General features: G+C 68.4%; 16 protein-coding genes and 1 pseudogene. 9 read left to right on the top strand and 8 right to left on the bottom strand.

Annotation, left to right across the window (positions count from 1 at the left end):
• A pseudogene (locus ASG72_RS09670) lies at positions 1-1105 on the top strand (CCA tRNA nucleotidyltransferase); the annotation flags it as partial.
• Between the two features lie 304 nt (positions 1106-1409).
• Here the strand turns inward: ASG72_RS09670 and hemF are convergent.
• Entirely contained in the window at positions 1410-2279 is an 870-nt protein-coding gene (gene hemF, locus ASG72_RS09675; RefSeq protein WP_056712545.1) for an oxygen-dependent coproporphyrinogen oxidase, read from the bottom strand.
• Between the two features lie 61 nt (positions 2280-2340).
• On the bottom strand, positions 2341-2841 hold the full coding sequence (locus ASG72_RS09680; RefSeq protein ID WP_056712546.1) for a tRNA (cytidine(34)-2'-O)-methyltransferase: 501 nt from the start codon (positions 2839-2841) through the stop codon (positions 2341-2343).
• Between the two features lie 116 nt (positions 2842-2957).
• On the opposite strand from ASG72_RS09680, the gene ASG72_RS09685 reads away from it, so the two are divergent.
• From ASG72_RS09685 to ASG72_RS09720, 8 genes are all read left to right on the top strand, one after another.
• A complete protein-coding gene (locus ASG72_RS09685; RefSeq protein WP_056712547.1) occupies positions 2958-4823 on the top strand; it encodes an ABC transporter ATP-binding protein in 1866 nt (621 codons plus the stop codon).
• 188 nt (positions 4824-5011) lie between these two features.
• Positions 5012-5560, top strand: coding sequence for a ubiquinol-cytochrome c reductase iron-sulfur subunit (gene petA / locus ASG72_RS09690; protein WP_082540241.1), 549 nt, complete (start codon positions 5012-5014; stop codon positions 5558-5560).
• 53 nt (positions 5561-5613) lie between these two features.
• Positions 5614-6897 carry a cytochrome b/b6 gene (locus ASG72_RS09695; protein ID WP_056711527.1) on the top strand — a complete coding sequence of 428 codons (1284 nt, stop codon included), beginning with the start codon at positions 5614-5616 and terminating at the stop codon, positions 6895-6897.
• A 5-nt stretch (positions 6898-6902) separates the two neighbouring features.
• The gene (locus ASG72_RS09700) at positions 6903-7772 is read left to right on the top strand and encodes a cytochrome c1 (protein WP_056711528.1); all 870 of its coding nucleotides are present in this window, start codon (positions 6903-6905) and stop codon (positions 7770-7772) included.
• Positions 7773-8018: 246 nt separating this feature from the next.
• Positions 8019-8909, top strand: a complete 891-nt coding sequence (locus ASG72_RS09705) for an S-methyl-5'-thioadenosine phosphorylase (protein WP_056711530.1) — start codon at positions 8019-8021, stop codon at positions 8907-8909.
• Between the two features lie 85 nt (positions 8910-8994).
• The gene (locus tag ASG72_RS09710) at positions 8995-9522 is read left to right on the top strand and encodes an adenine phosphoribosyltransferase (RefSeq protein ID WP_056711532.1); all 528 of its coding nucleotides are present in this window, start codon (positions 8995-8997) and stop codon (positions 9520-9522) included.
• Between the two features lie 4 nt (positions 9523-9526).
• Entirely contained in the window at positions 9527-10636 is a 1110-nt protein-coding gene (gene mtnA, locus ASG72_RS09715; protein ID WP_056711534.1) for an S-methyl-5-thioribose-1-phosphate isomerase, read from the top strand.
• The gene (locus tag ASG72_RS09720) at positions 10633-11277 is read left to right on the top strand and encodes a class II aldolase/adducin family protein (protein ID WP_056711535.1); all 645 of its coding nucleotides are present in this window, start codon (positions 10633-10635) and stop codon (positions 11275-11277) included. Before mtnA ends, ASG72_RS09720 begins: the two co-directional genes overlap by 4 nt.
• On the opposite strand, the gene ASG72_RS09725 is transcribed toward ASG72_RS09720, so the two are convergent.
• The 6 genes from ASG72_RS09725 to ASG72_RS09745 all read right to left on the bottom strand — a co-directional run bounded on the left by ASG72_RS09725 (position 11259) and on the right by ASG72_RS09745 (position 16932).
• Positions 11259-12284, bottom strand: coding sequence for a MaoC family dehydratase (locus ASG72_RS09725; protein WP_056711539.1), 1026 nt, complete (start codon positions 12282-12284; stop codon positions 11259-11261). The two genes, ASG72_RS09720 and ASG72_RS09725, sit on opposite strands and share 19 nt — an antisense overlap.
• Before the next feature lie 11 nt (positions 12285-12295).
• Positions 12296-13393: a redox-regulated ATPase YchF gene (gene ychF, locus ASG72_RS09730; RefSeq protein ID WP_056711541.1), complete on the bottom strand. Its 1098-nt coding sequence runs from the start codon at positions 13391-13393 to the stop codon at positions 12296-12298.
• Positions 13394-13409: 16 nt separating this feature from the next.
• On the bottom strand, positions 13410-13610 hold the full coding sequence (locus tag ASG72_RS20685; protein WP_156395882.1) for a hypothetical protein: 201 nt from the start codon (positions 13608-13610) through the stop codon (positions 13410-13412).
• Positions 13603-14217 carry an aminoacyl-tRNA hydrolase gene (pth, locus tag ASG72_RS09735; protein ID WP_056711543.1) on the bottom strand — a complete coding sequence of 205 codons (615 nt, stop codon included), beginning with the start codon at positions 14215-14217 and terminating at the stop codon, positions 13603-13605. Before pth ends, ASG72_RS20685 begins: the two co-directional genes overlap by 8 nt.
• 91 nt (positions 14218-14308) lie before the next feature.
• A complete protein-coding gene (locus ASG72_RS09740) occupies positions 14309-14917 on the bottom strand; it encodes a 50S ribosomal protein L25/general stress protein Ctc (RefSeq protein ID WP_056711545.1) in 609 nt (202 codons plus the stop codon).
• Positions 14918-15078: 161 nt separating this feature from the next.
• Positions 15079-16932: an EAL domain-containing protein gene (locus ASG72_RS09745; protein WP_056711547.1), complete on the bottom strand. Its 1854-nt coding sequence runs from the start codon at positions 16930-16932 to the stop codon at positions 15079-15081.
• Between the last annotated feature and the right edge of the window lies 1 nt (position 16933).

Genomic DNA, 16933 nt, shown 5'->3' on the forward strand with positions numbered 1-16933 from the left:
CGATCTCGCGACCACCGGCCTGCCGGATCAGACGATCCGGCTCGGGCAGGCGGCGGGCTACAGGCCGGTCGATACGGGCATCGCTCATGGCACGGTGACGCTGGTTCGCGACGGGACCGGCTTCGAGGTGACGACGCTGCGCCAGGACGTCGAGACCTTCGGCCGCCATGCGACGGTGGCCTTCGGCGCCGATTTCGAGGCCGATGCCCGCCGGCGCGACTTCACCATCAACGCGCTGGCGCTCGGCCGTGACGGGGCGGTGATCGATTATTGCGGCGGGCTGCAGGATCTGGCGGCCCGGCGCCTGCGCTTCATCGGCGAGGCCGATGCGCGCATCCGGGAAGATTATCTGCGCATCCTGCGCTTCTTCCGTTTCCACGCGCAATATGGACATGGCCCGCTCGACGCGGCGGGGCTGGCCGCCTGTATCAGGGCGCGCGCCGGGCTCGGCAGCCTGTCGCGCGAGCGGGTCCGGGCGGAGTTGATGAAGCTGCTGGTCGCGCCGCTCGCGGCCGAGGTGCTGGAAGCGATGGCGGCAGGGGGGCTGCTGCTGCCGGTGCTGGGCCGCGTGCCGTGGCTGGCGCGTTTCCGGGCGGTGGCCGATGCCGGTGGCGGCGAGGTCCATCCCGCGTTTCGACTGACGGCACTGGCGGTAGCCGTCCGAGAGGATGCGCCGCGGCTGCGCGAGCGGCTGAGCCTGTCCAATGCCGAGTTCGACCGGGTTTCGCGGCTGGCGCGGGCGCTGGAGGGGGTCGCCGGGCACAGGAAGCTGCCAAATCTGGCGCGGCTGCGCCATCTCGCCCATGAGGCCGGGCCGGACGCCGTGGCCGGGGCGCTGGTATTGGTCACCGCCTCTGCCGAGCCGGCGGCTCAGCGCCAGGCGCGGGATCTGATCGCCGAATTGGCGCGAACCCCGCCTTTCCTGCTGGGCGGGCGCGACCTGCTGGCGCTCGGCGTACCACCCGGGCCCTCCGTCGGGACGATGCTGCAGCGGGTCCGGCATGAGTGGATCGAGGCCGGCTGTCCGGAGGGGAGGGCGGCGCAACTGGCGCTGCTTAGCGAGCCATCCGTGCTTGCGAGCGCGGGGAAGCAAGCGGGCGTGTAGCGCTCTACGCCCCCTGGCCCCCTGGGTTGCTTCGTCGCTGACGCTCCTCGCAATGACGCCCATCCGTCATTGCGAGCGTTAGCGAAGCAACCCAGCTCGTAGCGCTCTACGCCCCCTGGGTTGCTTCGTCGCTTCGCTCCTCGCAATGACGATTACCCGTCATTGCGAGCGTGGCGAAGCAACCCAGGATCGCCGAGCTCCACGCCCCCCTGGGTTGCTTCGTCGCTGCGCTCCTCGCAAAGACGGTGCGGCGCCACCACGGTGCAGCGCCACCACGGTCCAACCCAGCGCCGTCGTCATCGGCTCAGGGCCAGCGCACCGTCGGCGGCAGGGAGGACAGGATCGAATCCACGTTGCCGCCGGTCCTGAGCCCGAAGATCGTGCCGCGATCGTGGAGCAGGTTGAACTCGACATAGCGGCCGCGGCGGACCTGCTGCTCGTAGCGGTCCTCCTCCGTCCAGGGCGTGCCGATATTGGCCCGCAGGATCTCGGGATAGACGCCGAGAAAGGCTTCCCCCACCGCCTGGGTGAAGGCGAAATCGGTCTCCGGCTCTCCCGACCAGAGATAATCGTAGAAGATGCCGCCGATGCCGCGCGGCTCGTTGCGGTGCTTGAGGAAGAAATACTCCTCGCACCATTGCCGGAAGCGCTCGTAATCGGCCGTCGGCGCGAAGCGCTCGCAGGGGGCGCGCATGGCGGCGTGGAAGGCGACGGAATCGGCGTCCTCCTGCGTGCGCCGGCGCATCAGCACCGGCGTCAGGTCGGCGCCGCCGCCGAACCAGGGCTTGGTGGTGACGACGAAGCGGGTGTTCATGTGCACGGTGGGGGCGTGCGGGTTCCAGGGATGGGCGATCAGCGAGATGCCCGTGGCGTGAAACCGCGGATCCTCGGCCGCGCCCGGGATCTGGGCGGCGAATTCCGGCTGGAACGTGCCATGCACGGTCGAGACATGGACGCCGACCTTCTCGAAGACGCGCCCCTGCATCACCGACATCACGCCGCCGCCGCCTTCGCTGCCATCATGGTTGTGGCGCTGCCAGGGCGTCCTGACGAAGCGGCCGGCGGTCCCGGTTTCCGGCGGGAAGGGGCCCGTCGCCTCGTCCTCGATCCGTTCGAACGCTGCGCAGATCCGATCGCGCAGGCTGGCGAACCAGGCAGCGGCCCGCGGCTTCATCGCCTCCGCCGCGCTCGTCGGCTGGGTTTCGGCAGCGTCGATGCCCGCCGCCATGCCGGCCTCATGCTCGTCCATCGGCGTCTCCCTCGGCCCGGTCAGCCGGCGTTTCGAAGCCGCCGAGCTGCCGCAAGGCTTCGCCCAGAATCAGGGCCGCGGCAACAGCGACGTTGAGCGAGCGCAGGCCCGGGCGCATCGGCACATGCACGCTGGCCGCGGCGGCGGCGTAGACCTCGGGCGGCACCCCCGCCGATTCCCGGCCGAGCAGGATGACGTCGCCCGGCCGGAAGGCGAATGCGGTATGGGGCGTGGCGCCGTCCGTCTCGGCGAGGATCAGGCGGTGGCCGGCCTTCGCCAGCCAGGCCTGGAAGGCGGCGAAGCCGTCATGGCGCGTGATCGCGGCGCGCTCGAGATAATCCATGCCCGAGCGGCGGAAATGCCGGTCCGAGACATCGAAGGCGGCGGGTTCGACGATGTCGACGGCGAGGCCGAGGCAGGCGGCCATGCGGATCATGGTGCCGGCATTCTGCGGGATGTCGGGCTGGTAGAGGGCGAGGCGCAGCATCGTCCTGTCATGAAATGGCCATTCGTCATGCGTCAAGCATGGTGGTCATCGAAGCCGGCGCGCCCCATATCCGGCTCTTCCCCGTTCGAGCCGATCCGCAGGAGGGCGGTCCAGCCATGTTCGCCCCCCTGTTCCGCTTTCTCGAAAGCCGCATCGACGTCTTCGCCCCCTTCGACGAGCGCGAGACGCCGCCCAAGGGCGTCTGGCCCTTCATGTGGCACCACATCAAGGGCGTGACGGGCTGGCTCGCCCTGATCATGCTGACCGGGCTCGGCTTCAGCGGCATCGAGGCGGCGATGTATCTGATGGTCGGCTGGTTCGTGGACCTGCTGGCGACCCAGGCGCCGGAGACGATCTTCCGCGACCATGGCTGGCTGCTCGCCGGGGCTGCGTTCCTGCTCGTCGTGGTCAGGCCGCTCGTCTATTTCGCCAATCACGCGATCGTCGACCAGGTGGTGGTGCCGCAGATCACCAACCAGATCCGCTGGCGCAACCATGTCTACACGCTCGGCCATGCGCTGGGCTATTTCCAGAATGACTTCGCCGGGCGCCTGTCCTCCCGGGTGATCCAGGCCGGCCAGGCGATCAGGGGCGCCACGATCGAGGTCATCGACGATCTCTGGTACGCGCTGATCTTCGCCTCCGTCGCGATCGGCTTCTTCGGATCGACCAGCCTGTGGCTGGCGCTGCCGGTGATCGTCTGGCTCGGCGCCTATGTGGCGCTGCTGATCTATTTCGTGCCGCGCGCCCGGAAGCGCTCCGAGGCGAATTCGCTCGGGCGCTCCTCGACCACGGGCCGCATCGTCGACGCCTATACCAACATCCTCACCGTGAAGCTGTTCGCCCGCGCCGATGCGGAGCGCTCGGCCGTCCGCGACTCGCTGTCGCGGTGGAACGCGTCCTTCCTCGATCTGTCGCGGCTGATCACCGGGGTCAGCGTCATCCTGCAGACGATGAACAGCCTGCTGGTCGTCGTGACCGCCTGGCTGTGCCTGGAATTGTGGAGCCGCGGCCAGATGACGCCGGGCGCGGTGGCGGCGGCCATCGGGCTGGTGCTGCGGCTCGTGCAGATGTCGAGCTGGCTGATCCATCTGGTGCGCGGCGTGTTCGAGAATATCGGCTCAGTGCAGGAGAGCATGGAGACCATCGCCAAGCCGCATGACCTGACCGACCGGCAGGATGCCCGGCCGCTGCTGGTGGAGCGCGGCGGCATCCGCTTCGAGCGGGTGAGCTTCAATTACGGCCGCAAGACCGGCCTGTTCGAGGGGCTCGACCTCAGCATCGCGCCGGGCGAGAAAGTCGGGCTGGTCGGCCCGTCGGGAGCGGGGAAATCGACGCTCGTCAACCTGCTGCTGCGGCTCTACCCGCTGGAGAGCGGGCGCATCCTGATCGACGGGCAGGACATCGCCGCGGTGACGCAGGACAGCCTGCGGGCGCAGATCGGCATGGTGACGCAGGATAATTCGCTGCTGCACCGCTCGATCGGCGACAACATCGCCTATGGCCGCATCGGCGCCACGCCCGACGAGATCGCCGAAGCCGCGCGCCGCGCCTCGGCGCAGGACTTCGTGGCCGGGCTGAGCGATCAGGACGGCCGCAAGGGCTTCGACTCCCGCGTCGGCGAGCGGGGCGTCAAGCTCTCGGGCGGGCAGCGCCAGCGCATCGCCATCGCCCGGGTGCTGCTCAAGGACGCGCCGATCCTGATCCTGGACGAGGCGACCTCGGCGCTCGATTCAGAGGTCGAGGCGACGATCCAGGAGCAGCTGACCACGCTGATGGAAGGCAAGACCGTGATCGCCATCGCGCATCGGCTCTCCACCATCGCGGCGCTGGACCGGCTGATCGTGCTCGACCAGGGCCGCATCGTCGATTCCGGCAGCCATGCCGAACTGGTGGCGCGCGGGGGGCTCTACGCCAGGCTCTGGTCGCGCCAATCCGGCGGTTTCCTCGCCGCGGCGGATCCGGACAGAGCGCTGTCCTAAAGCGCCGCGCGCGCCGGCGCCGATATGCGTGCAATGCAGCAGCGCAAGTGTAGACTTCGTCCAATCTGCATGCCAAAGAGCGCCGCAGTGACGCGCCGTCGCATTGCGGCGGTTTCGACCTGCTCTAATTAGAGCGCTGAGCACATTCGCGGGTCCGACGGCCCGGCCGACTAGTAGGGGATTGGATCGTGGCCCAGGCGACCGACACATCTTCCGGAACCACACGGCGCGACTTCCTGATGCTGACCACCGGCGCCGCCGGGGCGATCGGCGTCGGCGCGCTGCTGATCCCGCTGGTCAGCCAGCTCGCTCCCGACGCGCAGACGGTCGCCGCCGGCGCGCCGATGGACGTCGATCTCGCGCCGATCGCCGAAGGGCAGGCGATCAAGCTGTTCTGGCGCGGCAAGCTGATCTTCGTGCGGCACCGCACCGCCAAGGAGATCGAGGAGGCGCGGGCCGTCGCCGTCGCGTCCCTGCCGGATCCGGAAGCCGACCAGGCGCGCGTCAAGGAGGGCAAGGAAGCCTTCCTCGTCGTCTACGGCAATTGCACCCATCTCGGCTGCGTGCCGCTCGGCAACGCCCCCGGCGAGAGCAAGGGCGATTACGACGGCTGGTTCTGCCCCTGCCATGGCTCGCACTATGATTCGTCGGGCCGAATCCGCAAGGGTCCGGCGCCGAAGAACCTGCCGGTGCCGCCCTATGCCTTCACCGCCGACACCAAGATCAAGATCGGCTGAGCCCGTCCGGTTCGCCGCCTTCCCCTAGTCGATACAGCCTCGAGGCCTTCGCCATGAGTGGTCATAGCTCCTACGTTCCGAAGACCGGTTTCGAGCGCTGGCTGGACGCCCGCCTCCCGATCGTGCGGCTGATGCACGATTCCGCGGTGTCCTACCCGGTGCCGCGCAACCTCAACTACTTCTGGACCTTCGGCGGCATCCTCGTGTTCATGCTGGTGGCGCAGATCGTCACCGGCGTGATCCTGGCCATGCACTACACGCCGCATGCGACCATGGCCTTCAACTCGGTCGAGCACATCATGCGCGATGTGAATTACGGCTGGCTGATGCGCTATCTCCACGCCAACGGCGCCTCGATGTTCTTCGTCGCCGTGTACATCCACATCTTCCGCGGCCTGTATTACGGCTCATACAAGGCGCCGCGTGAGGTGCTGTGGATCCTGGGCGTCGTGATCTTCCTGCTGATGATGGCCACCGCCTTCATGGGCTACGTCCTGCCCTGGGGCCAGATGTCGTTCTGGGGCGCGACCGTGATCACCAACCTGTTCTCGGCGCTGCCGGTGGTGGGCGAGACGATCGTCACCTTCCTGTGGGGCGGCTATTCCGTCGACAACCCGACGCTGAACCGCTTCTTCTCGCTGCATTTCCTGCTGCCATTCATGATCTTCGGCGTGGTGATCCTGCATGTCTGGGCGCTGCACCATGTCGGCCAGAACAACCCGACCGGCGTCGAGGTGAAGAACGTCGCCAAGGACACGGTGCCGTTCACCCCCTATGCGACGGTCAAGGACCTGTTCGCGATGGTGTGCTTCATCGCGCTGTTCTCCTGGTTCGTGTTCTACACCCCCAACTTCCTGGGCCATGCCGACAACTACATCCCGGCCAACCCGGCCGCGACGCCGGCCCATATCGTTCCGGAATGGTATTTCCTGCCCTTCTACGCGATCCTGCGCGCCATTCCCGACAAGCTCGGCGGCGTGCTCGCCATGTTCGCGGCGATCGCGGTGCTGGCCTTCCTGCCCTGGCTCGACACCTCCAAGGTCAAGTCGATGAGCTACCGCCCGGTCGCCCGCATCCTGTTCTGGGTGTTCGCCGTGGTCTGCGTCATCCTCGGCTGGCTCGGCGCCATGCCGGCGGAGGGCGGCTACGTCATCGCCTCGCAGATCTTCACCCTGCTCTATTTCGGCTATTTCGTAGCGCTCTTCGTCCTCGGCATCTTCGAGAAGCCGCTGCCGCTGCCGAGCTCGATCGCCGATTCGGTGCTGGGCACGATGAAGGGTGGTTCGGGCGCCCGGCTCGCGACCGCCACCGCCTCCGAACCGCAGGCCAAGGGCTGAGGACTATGAACACCAGGACGTTGCGCCTCGCGCTTGTCGGCCTCGCCGCCGGTTTCACCCTCTCCGCCACCTCGACCGTCTTCGCCGCCGGCGAGCGCGTGATCCCGCCTTCGCTGAACTGGAGCTTCTCGGGCCCGTTCGGCACCTTCGACCGCGCGCAGCTGCAGCGCGGCTTCAAGGTGGTGAAGGAGGTTTGCGCCAACTGCCATTCGATGTCGCTGATCCGGCTGCGCAACCTGTCGCAGCCCGGCGGGCCGGAATTCTCGACCGGCCAGGTCACGGCCCTGGCCGCGACCTATACGATCAAGGACGGGCCGAACGAGCAGGGCGAGATGTTCGACCGGCCGGGCCGTGCCGCCGACGCCTTCCCGGCGCCGTTCCCGAACGAGCAGGCGGCGCGGGCCGCGAATGGCGGCGCCTATCCGCCGGATCTCTCGGTGCTGGCCAAGGCGCGGACCTATGAGCGCGGCTTCCCGAAATTCGTCTTCGACATGTTCACCCAGTATCAGGAGCAGGGGCCGGACTACATCGCGGCGCTGCTGACGGGCTACAAGGATCCGCCGCCCGAGGGCGTCACCCTGCTGCCCGGCCAGTACTACAACACCTATATGCCGGGCCATCTGATCGCCATGCCGCCGCCGATGCAGGACGGGCAGGTGGAATATCCGAAGGGGCCGGACGGCAAATCGCCCGTGCCGGAGACCGTGGCCCAGTACTCCAAGGACGTCGCGGCCTTCATGGTCTGGATGGCCGAGCCGCATCTCGAGCAGCGCAAGCGCATCGGCATGATGGTGATGATCTTCCTCTTCATCTTCGGCGGGCTGCTCTACTACACCAAGAAGAAGATCTGGGCGCGCATTCCCGCCGCCGCCTGATCGGATCGCGAAAGGCCCCGGAAACGGGGCCTTTTGCTTGGGCGGGGGACAGGCTTGGCGGCGGGTTTGTGCCGGGCGCGGCGATCATCCTACACTGCCCGCGCTGGCGACTGCCCGCGCTGGCGACTGCCCGGAGGCTTGCGTGACCATGACCCTGTTTCAGATGTGGCCCGGCCCCCATGCGCAGGCTGCTCGCGGCCCGGCCGGCTTCGCGACCTTGCGCTCCCTGATGGCGCGCTGCGCCCGATGACGCCCGCGGTTCTCGGAATCATCGGCGGATCGGGGCTCTACGATCTGCCCGGCCTCACCGATCTGCGTGAGGAGCGCATCGCCAGCCCCTGGGGCGAGCCCTCGGACAGCCTGCGCATCGGCTATCTCGGCCGGACGAAGATCGTGTTCCTGCCGCGCCATGGCCGGGGCCACGCGATACCGCCCTCCGAGATCAATTACCGCGCCAATATCGACGTGATGAAGCGGGCGGGGGTGACCGATCTCGTGTCGCTGTCGGCTTGCGGCTCCTACAAGGCCGAGCTCTATCCCGGCCTGTTCGTGATGGTCGACCAGTTCGTCGACCGGACCTCGCGGCGCGAGAGCTCCTTCTTCGGCCGTGGCTGCGTCGCACATGTCTCCTTCGGCCATCCCGTCGGGCCCGGCCTGCAGGCGCGGCTGGTCGCCGCGGCGAAGGCCGAGGGGCTCGCTCATGTGAAGGGTGGCACGCTGGTGACGATGGAGGGGCCGCAATTCTCGACGCTGGCGGAATCCCTGACCTACAAGGCGCTCGGCTATGATCTGATCGGCATGACCGCGATGCCCGAGGCCAAGCTCGCCCGCGAGGCCGAGATCACCTACGCCACCGTCGGCATGGTCACGGATTTCGATTGCTGGCACGAGGAGCATGGCGCTGTCGACGTCGCCGCCGTGGTGGCGGTGCTGCACGGCAATGCCGAGAAGGCGCGGCGGCTGGTGGCGCGGCTCGCCGCCGATTTCCCGGCCGAGCGCGAGCCCTGTCCGGCCGGTTCGCACCATGCGCTCGACATGGCGATCGTCACCGCGCCGGAGCATCGCGACAAGGCGCTGCTGGCGAAGCTCGATGCGGTCGCCGGGCGCGTGCTCGGCCGCGCGGGCCAGTCGGACTGAGCCTGCGGCCGCCTCTTGACGGGTCACGCATTTCGCCCGACCACAGGCGGCCTTCGCCGAACCAGCCTCGCGAGACCAAAGCCGCATGAACCTCGCCGACAGCATCCGTTCCATCCCCGATTATCCGAAGCCGGGGATCGTGTTTCGCGACATCACCACGCTGCTCGGCGATGCCCGGGCCTTCCGCCGGGCGGTGGACGAGCTCGTCCAGCCCTTCGCGGGGCTGAAGATCGCGAAGATCGCCGGCATAGAAGCGCGCGGCTTCATCCTGGGCGGGGCGGTCGCGCATCAGCTCTCCGCCGGCTTCATCCCCGTGCGCAAGAAGGGCAAGCTGCCGCATGCGACGGTGAGCCAGCCCTATCAGCTGGAATACGGCATGGACGAGATCGAGGTGCACAAGGATTGCGTGGCGCGGGGCGAGCGCGTGCTGCTGGTCGACGACCTCATCGCCACCGGCGGCACCGCGGAGGGCGCCGTCAGCCTGCTCTCCGGGCTGGGGGCGGAGGTGGTGGCGGCATGCTTCATCGTCGACCTGCCCGATCTCGGCGGCGCCGACAAGATCAGGCGGCTCGGCGTGCCGGTGCGAACGCTCGTCTCCTTCGCGGGGCATTAGCATCATGCGGATCGACGGCCGGCATTATCGCACGATCTGGCTGGACGAGGATGGCTGGCGCGTCCGCGTCATCGACCAGACCAGGCTGCCCTTCCGCTTCGAGACGGTGGCGCTGGCGAGCTGCGCCGAGGCGGCGGAGGCGATCCGCGGCATGGTCGTGCGCGGTGCGCCGCTGATCGGCGCCACCGCGGCCTATGGCGTGGCGCTGGCGATGCGCGAGGACGCCTCCGACGAGAACCTGTCGGCGGCGCTGGCGCGGCTCGGCGCTGCGCGACCCACGGCGGTGAACCTGCATTGGGCGCTGGCCCGCATGCGCGAGCGGCTCGGCGGGGTAGCGCAGGCCGAGCGTGCCGCGACCGCCTATGCCGAGGCGGCGGCGCTGTGCGACGAGGATGTCGCGCTCTGCCGCGCCATCGGCCAGCACGGCCATGCCGTCATCCGCGAGCGCGCCGCCACCCGCCCCGCCGGGACGCCGTTCAACATCCTGACGCATTGCAATGCCGGCTGGCTTGCCACGGTCGATTGGGGCACGGCGCTGGCGCCGATCTATCTCGCGCATGATGCCGGGATGGATCTGCATGTCTGGGTCGACGAGACGCGGCCGCGCAATCAGGGTGCGGCGCTGACGGCCTATGAGCTCGGCGCGCATGGCGTGCCGCACACCGTCATCGTCGACAATGCCGGCGGGCATCTGATGCAGCGCGGGCAGGTCGACATGGTGATCGTCGGGACCGACCGCACCACCGCCACAGGCGACGTCGCCAACAAGATCGGCACCTATCTCAAGGCGCTGGCGGCGCAAGACACCGGCGTGCCCTTCTATGTCGCGCTGCCTTCGCCGACCATCGACTGGAGCCTGAGCGACGGTTTCGCGATCCCGATCGAGGAGCGCGCGGCGGCGGAGGTGACCGATCTCTGCGGGCTGACGGAGGCGGGCGAGATCGGCAGCCTGCGCATCGTCGCCCCCGGCAGCGCCGCGGCCAACCCGGCCTTCGACGTCACGCCGGCCCGGCTGGTGACCGGGCTGATCACCGAACGCGGCGTCGCGCCGGCGAGCCGCGAGGGGCTGGCGGCGCTGTTCCCGGATCTCGCCGGAAAGGCGCTGGCGGCATGAGCGAGGCACAATTGCGGGCCGAGATCGTGGCCGTGGCCCAGGCCATCGACCGCGCCGGCTTCTGCCCGTCGAAATCCGGCAATGTCTCGGCGCGTTTCGGCGACGGGCTGCTGATCACGCCTTCGGGCCTGCCCTATGCCCAGACCAGGCCGGATGATCTGATCGCGCTCTCGCTCGATGGCACGGTGCTGTCCGGCAGCCGCAAGCCCTCCTCGGAATGGCCGTTCCATACGGCGATCTACCGGGCGCGGCCGGATGCGCAGGCGATCGTGCACACGCATTCGCCCCGCGCCACCGCCCTGTCCTGCACAAGGCGTGGCATCCCGGCCTTCCACTACATGATCGCGCTCTGCGGCGGCGCCGACATACGCTGCGCCGATTACGCCACCTTCGGCAGCCCCGAACTGGCCGCCAATGCGGTGGCGGCGCTGGAGGGGCGCAAGGCCGTGCTGCTCGCCAATCACGGCGTCATCGCGCTCGGCGGCTCGCTGGCCGGCGCGCATCAGATCGTGGCGGAGGTCGAGAACCTCGCGGGGCAGTATCTCGACATCCTGGCGGCGGGGCTGGCGCCGGTGATCCTCGACGATCAGGAAATGGCGCGGGTCAGCGCCCGGTTCGCCGGCTACGGCAAGGTCGGCTGATCCCGCCGCTCCACGAACACGCAACCGTCGAAGCTGAAGACCTCTTCGCCATTCTGGTTGACGCCGGTGTTGCGGTGGAAGAACAGGCCCCATTGCGGGCGCGAGGCGCTGGCGCGCTTGTCGGTGACCTCGGAATGATAGGTGATGCGGTCGCCGGCGAAGACCGGCTTCGACCAGCGCAGGTTCTGGAAGCCGGGGGAGGGGCCGAGACGCGGCGCCGGCTCGTCGCCACAGGCGGCGAGGCCGCGCTTCCGATGGCCGACCATCGCCGCCATCCAGCCCGAGCCGGTATGCCAGCCGGAGGCGGCGAGACGGCCGAAGGGGCTGTTGCGCGCGGCTTCCTCGGAGAGGTGGAAGGGCTGCGGATCGAAGGAGCGCGCGAAGGCGATGATCTCCTCCGGCGTGAAGACGAGGCTGCCGAGCTCGTGACGCTCGCCGACCTCCAGCTCCTCGAAGAAGCGCGAGGGCTCGGGCTCGCCGGCCGGAGGCTCGATCGGGCTCGTCACGGCCGGCGGCACGTAATGCGGCGAATGCGCCAGCCAGTCGCCTTTGGGCTGGCCCTGGCTCATGCCGCGCCGGCCGAACATGATCCAGTTGGTCTGTTCGAGGATTGTCTCGTTTTTCTGGTTGGTGAGCTCCGAGCGGAACCTGACCAGCCCCATCTCGGCCCGGGACCGGGACGGCTTGCTCTCCAGCACCGTGCGCCTGGCGCTGAGCGTGTCGCCCGGCAGGACGGGGCGCAGCCAGCGGACCTCGTCGATGCCCGGCGCGCCCATGCCCGAGGAGCCGCTGATGAAGCTCTCGGCCAGCAGGCGCATCAGCAGCGAGCAGCTATGCCAGCCGGATGCGATCAGCGTGCCGACGAAGCTGTTTTTGGCGGCTTCGGGATCGGTGTGGAAATCCTGCGCGTCGAAGCGCGAGGCATAGGCGATGATGTCGTCCTGGGAGACGGTGATGCTGCCGGCCTGGCTCGTCTCGCCGACGACGAAATCCTCGAAATACAGCATGGCCGGCTCCGTCAGTTGGCGAAGCGGAAATGCAGCACATCGCCGTCGGCGACGATATAGTCCTTGCCTTCGAGCCGGAACTTCCCGGCCTCGCGCGCCCCACTCTCCCCCTTGAAGGCGATGTAGTCGGGATAGGCGATGGTCTCGGCCCGGATATAGCCCTTCTCGAAGTCGCTATGGATGACGCCGGCGGCCGCCGGCCCCCTGGTGCCCTTCTCGATCGTCCAGGCGCGGGCCTCCTTGGGGCCGACCGTGAAATAGGTGACGAGGTCGAGCAGCGCGTAGCCGGCGCGGATGACCCGGTTCAGCCCCGGCTCCTCCAGCCCCACCGCCTCGAGATAATCCTTCTGGTCCTCCGGCGGCAGCACCGCGATCTCGCTCTCGATCTTGGCGGAGACGACCACGGCGACGGCGCCTTCCTCCGCGGCGCGGGCCTTGACCGCCTCGGAGAAGGCGTTGCCCTTGTCGGCGCTGGCCTCCTCGACATTGCAGACATAGAGCACGGGCTTGGAGGAGAGCAGGCCCAGCATCTCGAACGCCTTGCGCTCCTCGGGCGCGACCTGGACCAGCCGCGCCGGCTTGCCCTCGCGGAGCAGGACGAGGCAGCGATTCATCAGATCGGCGAGTTCCTTGGCCTCCTTGTCGCCGGTCTTCGCCTTCTTCTCCAGCGGCTGCACGCGCTTTTCGAGGCTTTCGAGGTCGGACAGCATCAGCTCCGTCTCGATGATCTCGATGTCGTCGATCGGGGCGACCTTGCCCTCGACATGGGTGATGTCGCCATCCTCGAAGCAGCGCACGACATGGGCGATGGCGTCGCATTCGCGGATATTGGCCAGGAACTGGTTGCCCAGACCCTCACCCTTCGAGGCGCCGCGGACGAGGCCCGCGATATCGACGAAGGTCAGCCGGGTCGGGATGATCTCCTTGGAGCCGGCGATCGCCGCCAGCTGCTCCAGCCGTGGATCCGGGACCGCGACGTCGCCGACATTGGGCTCGATCGTGCAGAAGGGATAATTCGCCGCCTGCGCGGCCGCCGTCTGCGTCAGCGCGTTGAAGAGAGTCGATTTGCCGACATTCGGCAGTCCGACGATACCGCATTTGAAGCCCATGGTGGTCTTTCGGATGTCAGGTGGTGAGAACGGCTGCGATCGCCGCCGAGACAGGGTTGGTGAGGGTGAGATCGCCGCTCCGCAGGCCGGAGGCGGGCGCGGGCGAGCGACGGATGTCGCGGCGATCGGCGGGTGCAGCGGCGATCATGGCGCAGTCGGAGCAGGAGGAGCGGTCGCGGGCGCGACCATCCTGCGTCCGTGTTTTCGTGTCAATCATCGGCTTTCTCGCCCAGCCGCTTCACCGCGGCATGGCCGCGCGCATCCATGAAGAGATGGATCTTGTTCTGGAAGCCGGCATCGTCATGGCCGGCGAGCAGCGCGGCATTGTCGGCGCAGGCGGTGCAGAGATCCTCGACCCAGGCCTGTTCCGCCTTGCCGAAATCATTCAGCACATAGGCATGGACCAGCGCCTTGTCGCCGGGATGGCCGATGCCCATGCGGACGCGGCGATACTCGTTGCCGATGGCGGCGGTGGTGGACCGCAGGCCGTTATGGCCGGCATTGCCGCCGCCGAGCTTCACCCTGAGCTTGGCGGGAGCGAGATCGAGCTCGTCATGGAAGACCACGACATCGGCCGGGGCGATCTTGAAGAAGCGCGCGGCCTCGCCGATCGCGCGGCCGGATTCGTTCATGAAGGTCATCGGCTTGAGCAGCACGACCTTCTCGCCGCCGATGCTGGCCTCGCAGGCCTCGCCTTGGAAGCGGGCGCGCCAGGGCGAAGCGCGATGGGCGCGGGCGATCTGCTCGACCGCCATGAAGCCGATATTGTGGCGGTTGCGCGCATAGCGCCCGCCTGGATTGCCGAGGCCGGCGAAGATCAGCATGGGAGCCTCCGGCTCAAAGCAAGACGGCCGGGAGAACCCGGCCGCCTGGTCGCGATCATGGCTGCATGCGCCCGGGGACGCAGGCGCGGCCTCAGGCCTTGACTTCCTCGGCCTCGGCCTCGGCGGGCTCTTCATCGACCATCGGCGGAACGATGGTGACGATGGTGGCGTCGGAGCCGACGGTCAGCTTCGCGCCCTGCGGCAGCTTGATGACGCTGGCTTCGAGCGTGCCACCGATCTGCAGGCCGGCGACGGAAACCTCGAAGGCCTCGGGGATATGCTCGGGCTCGACCGTGATTTCGAGCGTGTGCTCGACGATCTGCACCAGGCCGCCATTCTTGACGCCAGGGCTGGCATCCTGGCCGACGACATGGATCGGCACCTCGACCGTCACGGTCTGGCCGGCGGCGACGCGCAGGAAATCGACGTGAATCGGGAAATCCTTGACCGGGTCGAGCTGGTAGTCGCGCGGGATGACGCGCGTCTTCTTGCCGTCGACGCTGATCTCGAACAGCGTGGTCAGGAAATGGCCGCCATAGATCAGGAGGCGGGTCTTGTTGGCGTCGAGCGCGATCGCCTCGGGAGCGGCGCCCCCGCCATAGATCACGGCTGGTGTCAGGCCTTGACGACGAACTGCCCGGGCGGCCCCCTTGCCGACCTGGGCGCGCGCCGAAGCCTCGATTTGCTTCACGGCGGTCATGGTGTTGTTTCCTAGCTCTAAAAGACAAGGCCGCCCGTTGGCGGCCGTTTCGGGTCAGCGCCTGTGCCTCCAAGGGTGTCAGCGGGCGCTGGCAGGCTCATAGGCGAAAACAGGCCGCAGGACAAGCGCGCCGGCCGTTGAACCGGGCTCTGTGCCGGCCGTCAGGCGGCGGTGGCGGTCAGCGCCGTCACCGGGGCGGCCGGGCGGCGCCCGAAGCGGGTGAGGAGCTGCGTCGTGACGCAGGCCGGGACCGCCGGCGAATAGAGGAAGCCCTGGCCGTAGCGGCAGCCCATCGCCTGCAGCCTGGCGGCCTGCGCCTCGGTCTCGATGCCTTCCGCGATGATGGTCATGCCGAGGCGGTTGGCGATGGTGATCAGCGATTCGATGATCACGCTGCTGCGCGCCTGGAGATCGACCCCCGCGACGAAGGAGCGGTCGATCTTGATGATGTCGACGGGGAAGTCGAGCAGATGGGTCAGCGAGGCGAAGCCGGTGCCGAAATCATCGAGCGAGACGCGGATGCCGCGGTCGCGCAGGCTCTGGATGGTGCGCGCCACCGAATGACGCCGCCCGCCCATGAAGACCTGTTCGGTGATCTCGACCACGAGATGGCGCGGCGGCGTGCCCGCCTTGTCGAGCGCGCGCATGATGCGCTGGCAGAGATCGCCCTTCTGGAAATCCGCCGAGGTGACGTTGATGCCGATCTGCGGGCCGAGGCCGGCCTCGCTCCAGCCCGCCATGTCCGTGGCGATCGAAGCGAGCATCTGCGAGGTGATGCGGAAGGCGGCGCGGGGGTCGCGCATCGCCTCGTGGAAATCCCCGGCCGTGACGACCCGGCCATCGGCCATCCGCATCCGCGCCAGCGCCTCGAGGCCGACGATCGCGCCGCTACCGATCTCGATGACCGGCTGGTAATGCGGGAAGATCCGCCCGCTGGCCAAGGCCTCGTCGACATTGCGCAGGTTCTGGATGCGGCGCGTCATCGAGGTGCGCAGCCCGTCCTTGAACCGGACATAGCCGCCGCGCCGCGTCTCCTTGGCGTGATAGAGGGCGAAATCGGCGTTCTGGCGCAGCGTGGTGCCGTCCTCGCCATCGGCCCCCGCCAGCACGCCGCCGATGGTGACGCTGGGAATGATGGTGTGGCCGTCGTGATCGAGCGGCTGGGCCATGGCGGCGAGGATACCGAGCGCGACCGAGCGAAGCTGCGCGGCCTGCGTACAATGCGGCAGCAGCACCGCGAATTCGTCGCCGCCGATGCGGCAGGCCAGGCCTTCGCCGGCGACGGCCTTCAGCCGCTGGCCGACCGCGGCGATCAACGCGTCGCCGACGGCGTGGCCCATGCCGTCATTGACGGTCTTGAGATTGTCGATGTCGAGCAGCATCAGCCCGAAATCGCGGACCGAGGAGGTGGTGGCGCGCTCATAGGCCTCGTTGAACTGCGTCCGGTTGGGCAATCCGGTCAGCGTGTCGAAATAGGCGAGGCGATGATTGCGCGACTGGACACGCTCATGCTCGATGGCGATGGCGCAGAGATGGGCGCAGGTCGAGACGATCCGGCGTTCGAGCGCGTCGGGGCCGCGCTTTACCCGGAAATAAAAGGCGAAACTGCCGATCACGCTGCCGTCGCGGGCGCGGATCGGGCTCGACCAGCAGGCGAGCAGCCCGAGCGCCAGCGCCGCGTCGCGATAATCCGCCCAGAGCGGGTCGGCCTCGATATCGGTGACCTCGACCGGCTCGCCGCGATGCATCGAGGTGCCGCAAGAACCGGCGGCCGGGCCGATGGCGACGCCGTCGATGGCGGCGCAATAGCTAGCCGGCAGGCTCGGCGCCGCCAGCGTCTTCAGCGAACGCTCGGGCGTCGCCGTGATGACGGAGCAGACGGAGCCGGGCGAGATCGCCTCCACGCCGCGGCACAGCGCCTCCATGATCGCGATCAGCGGCTCACCGCGCGCAACCGCTTCGAGCGTCTCGTTCTGGAGACTTTGCAGTCGGTCGCTCGGGGAGATCAGGGCCATT

The sequence above is a fragment of the Allobosea sp. Leaf344 genome, assembly GCF_001426225.1.
GTDB lineage: Bacteria > Pseudomonadota > Alphaproteobacteria > Rhizobiales > Beijerinckiaceae > Allobosea.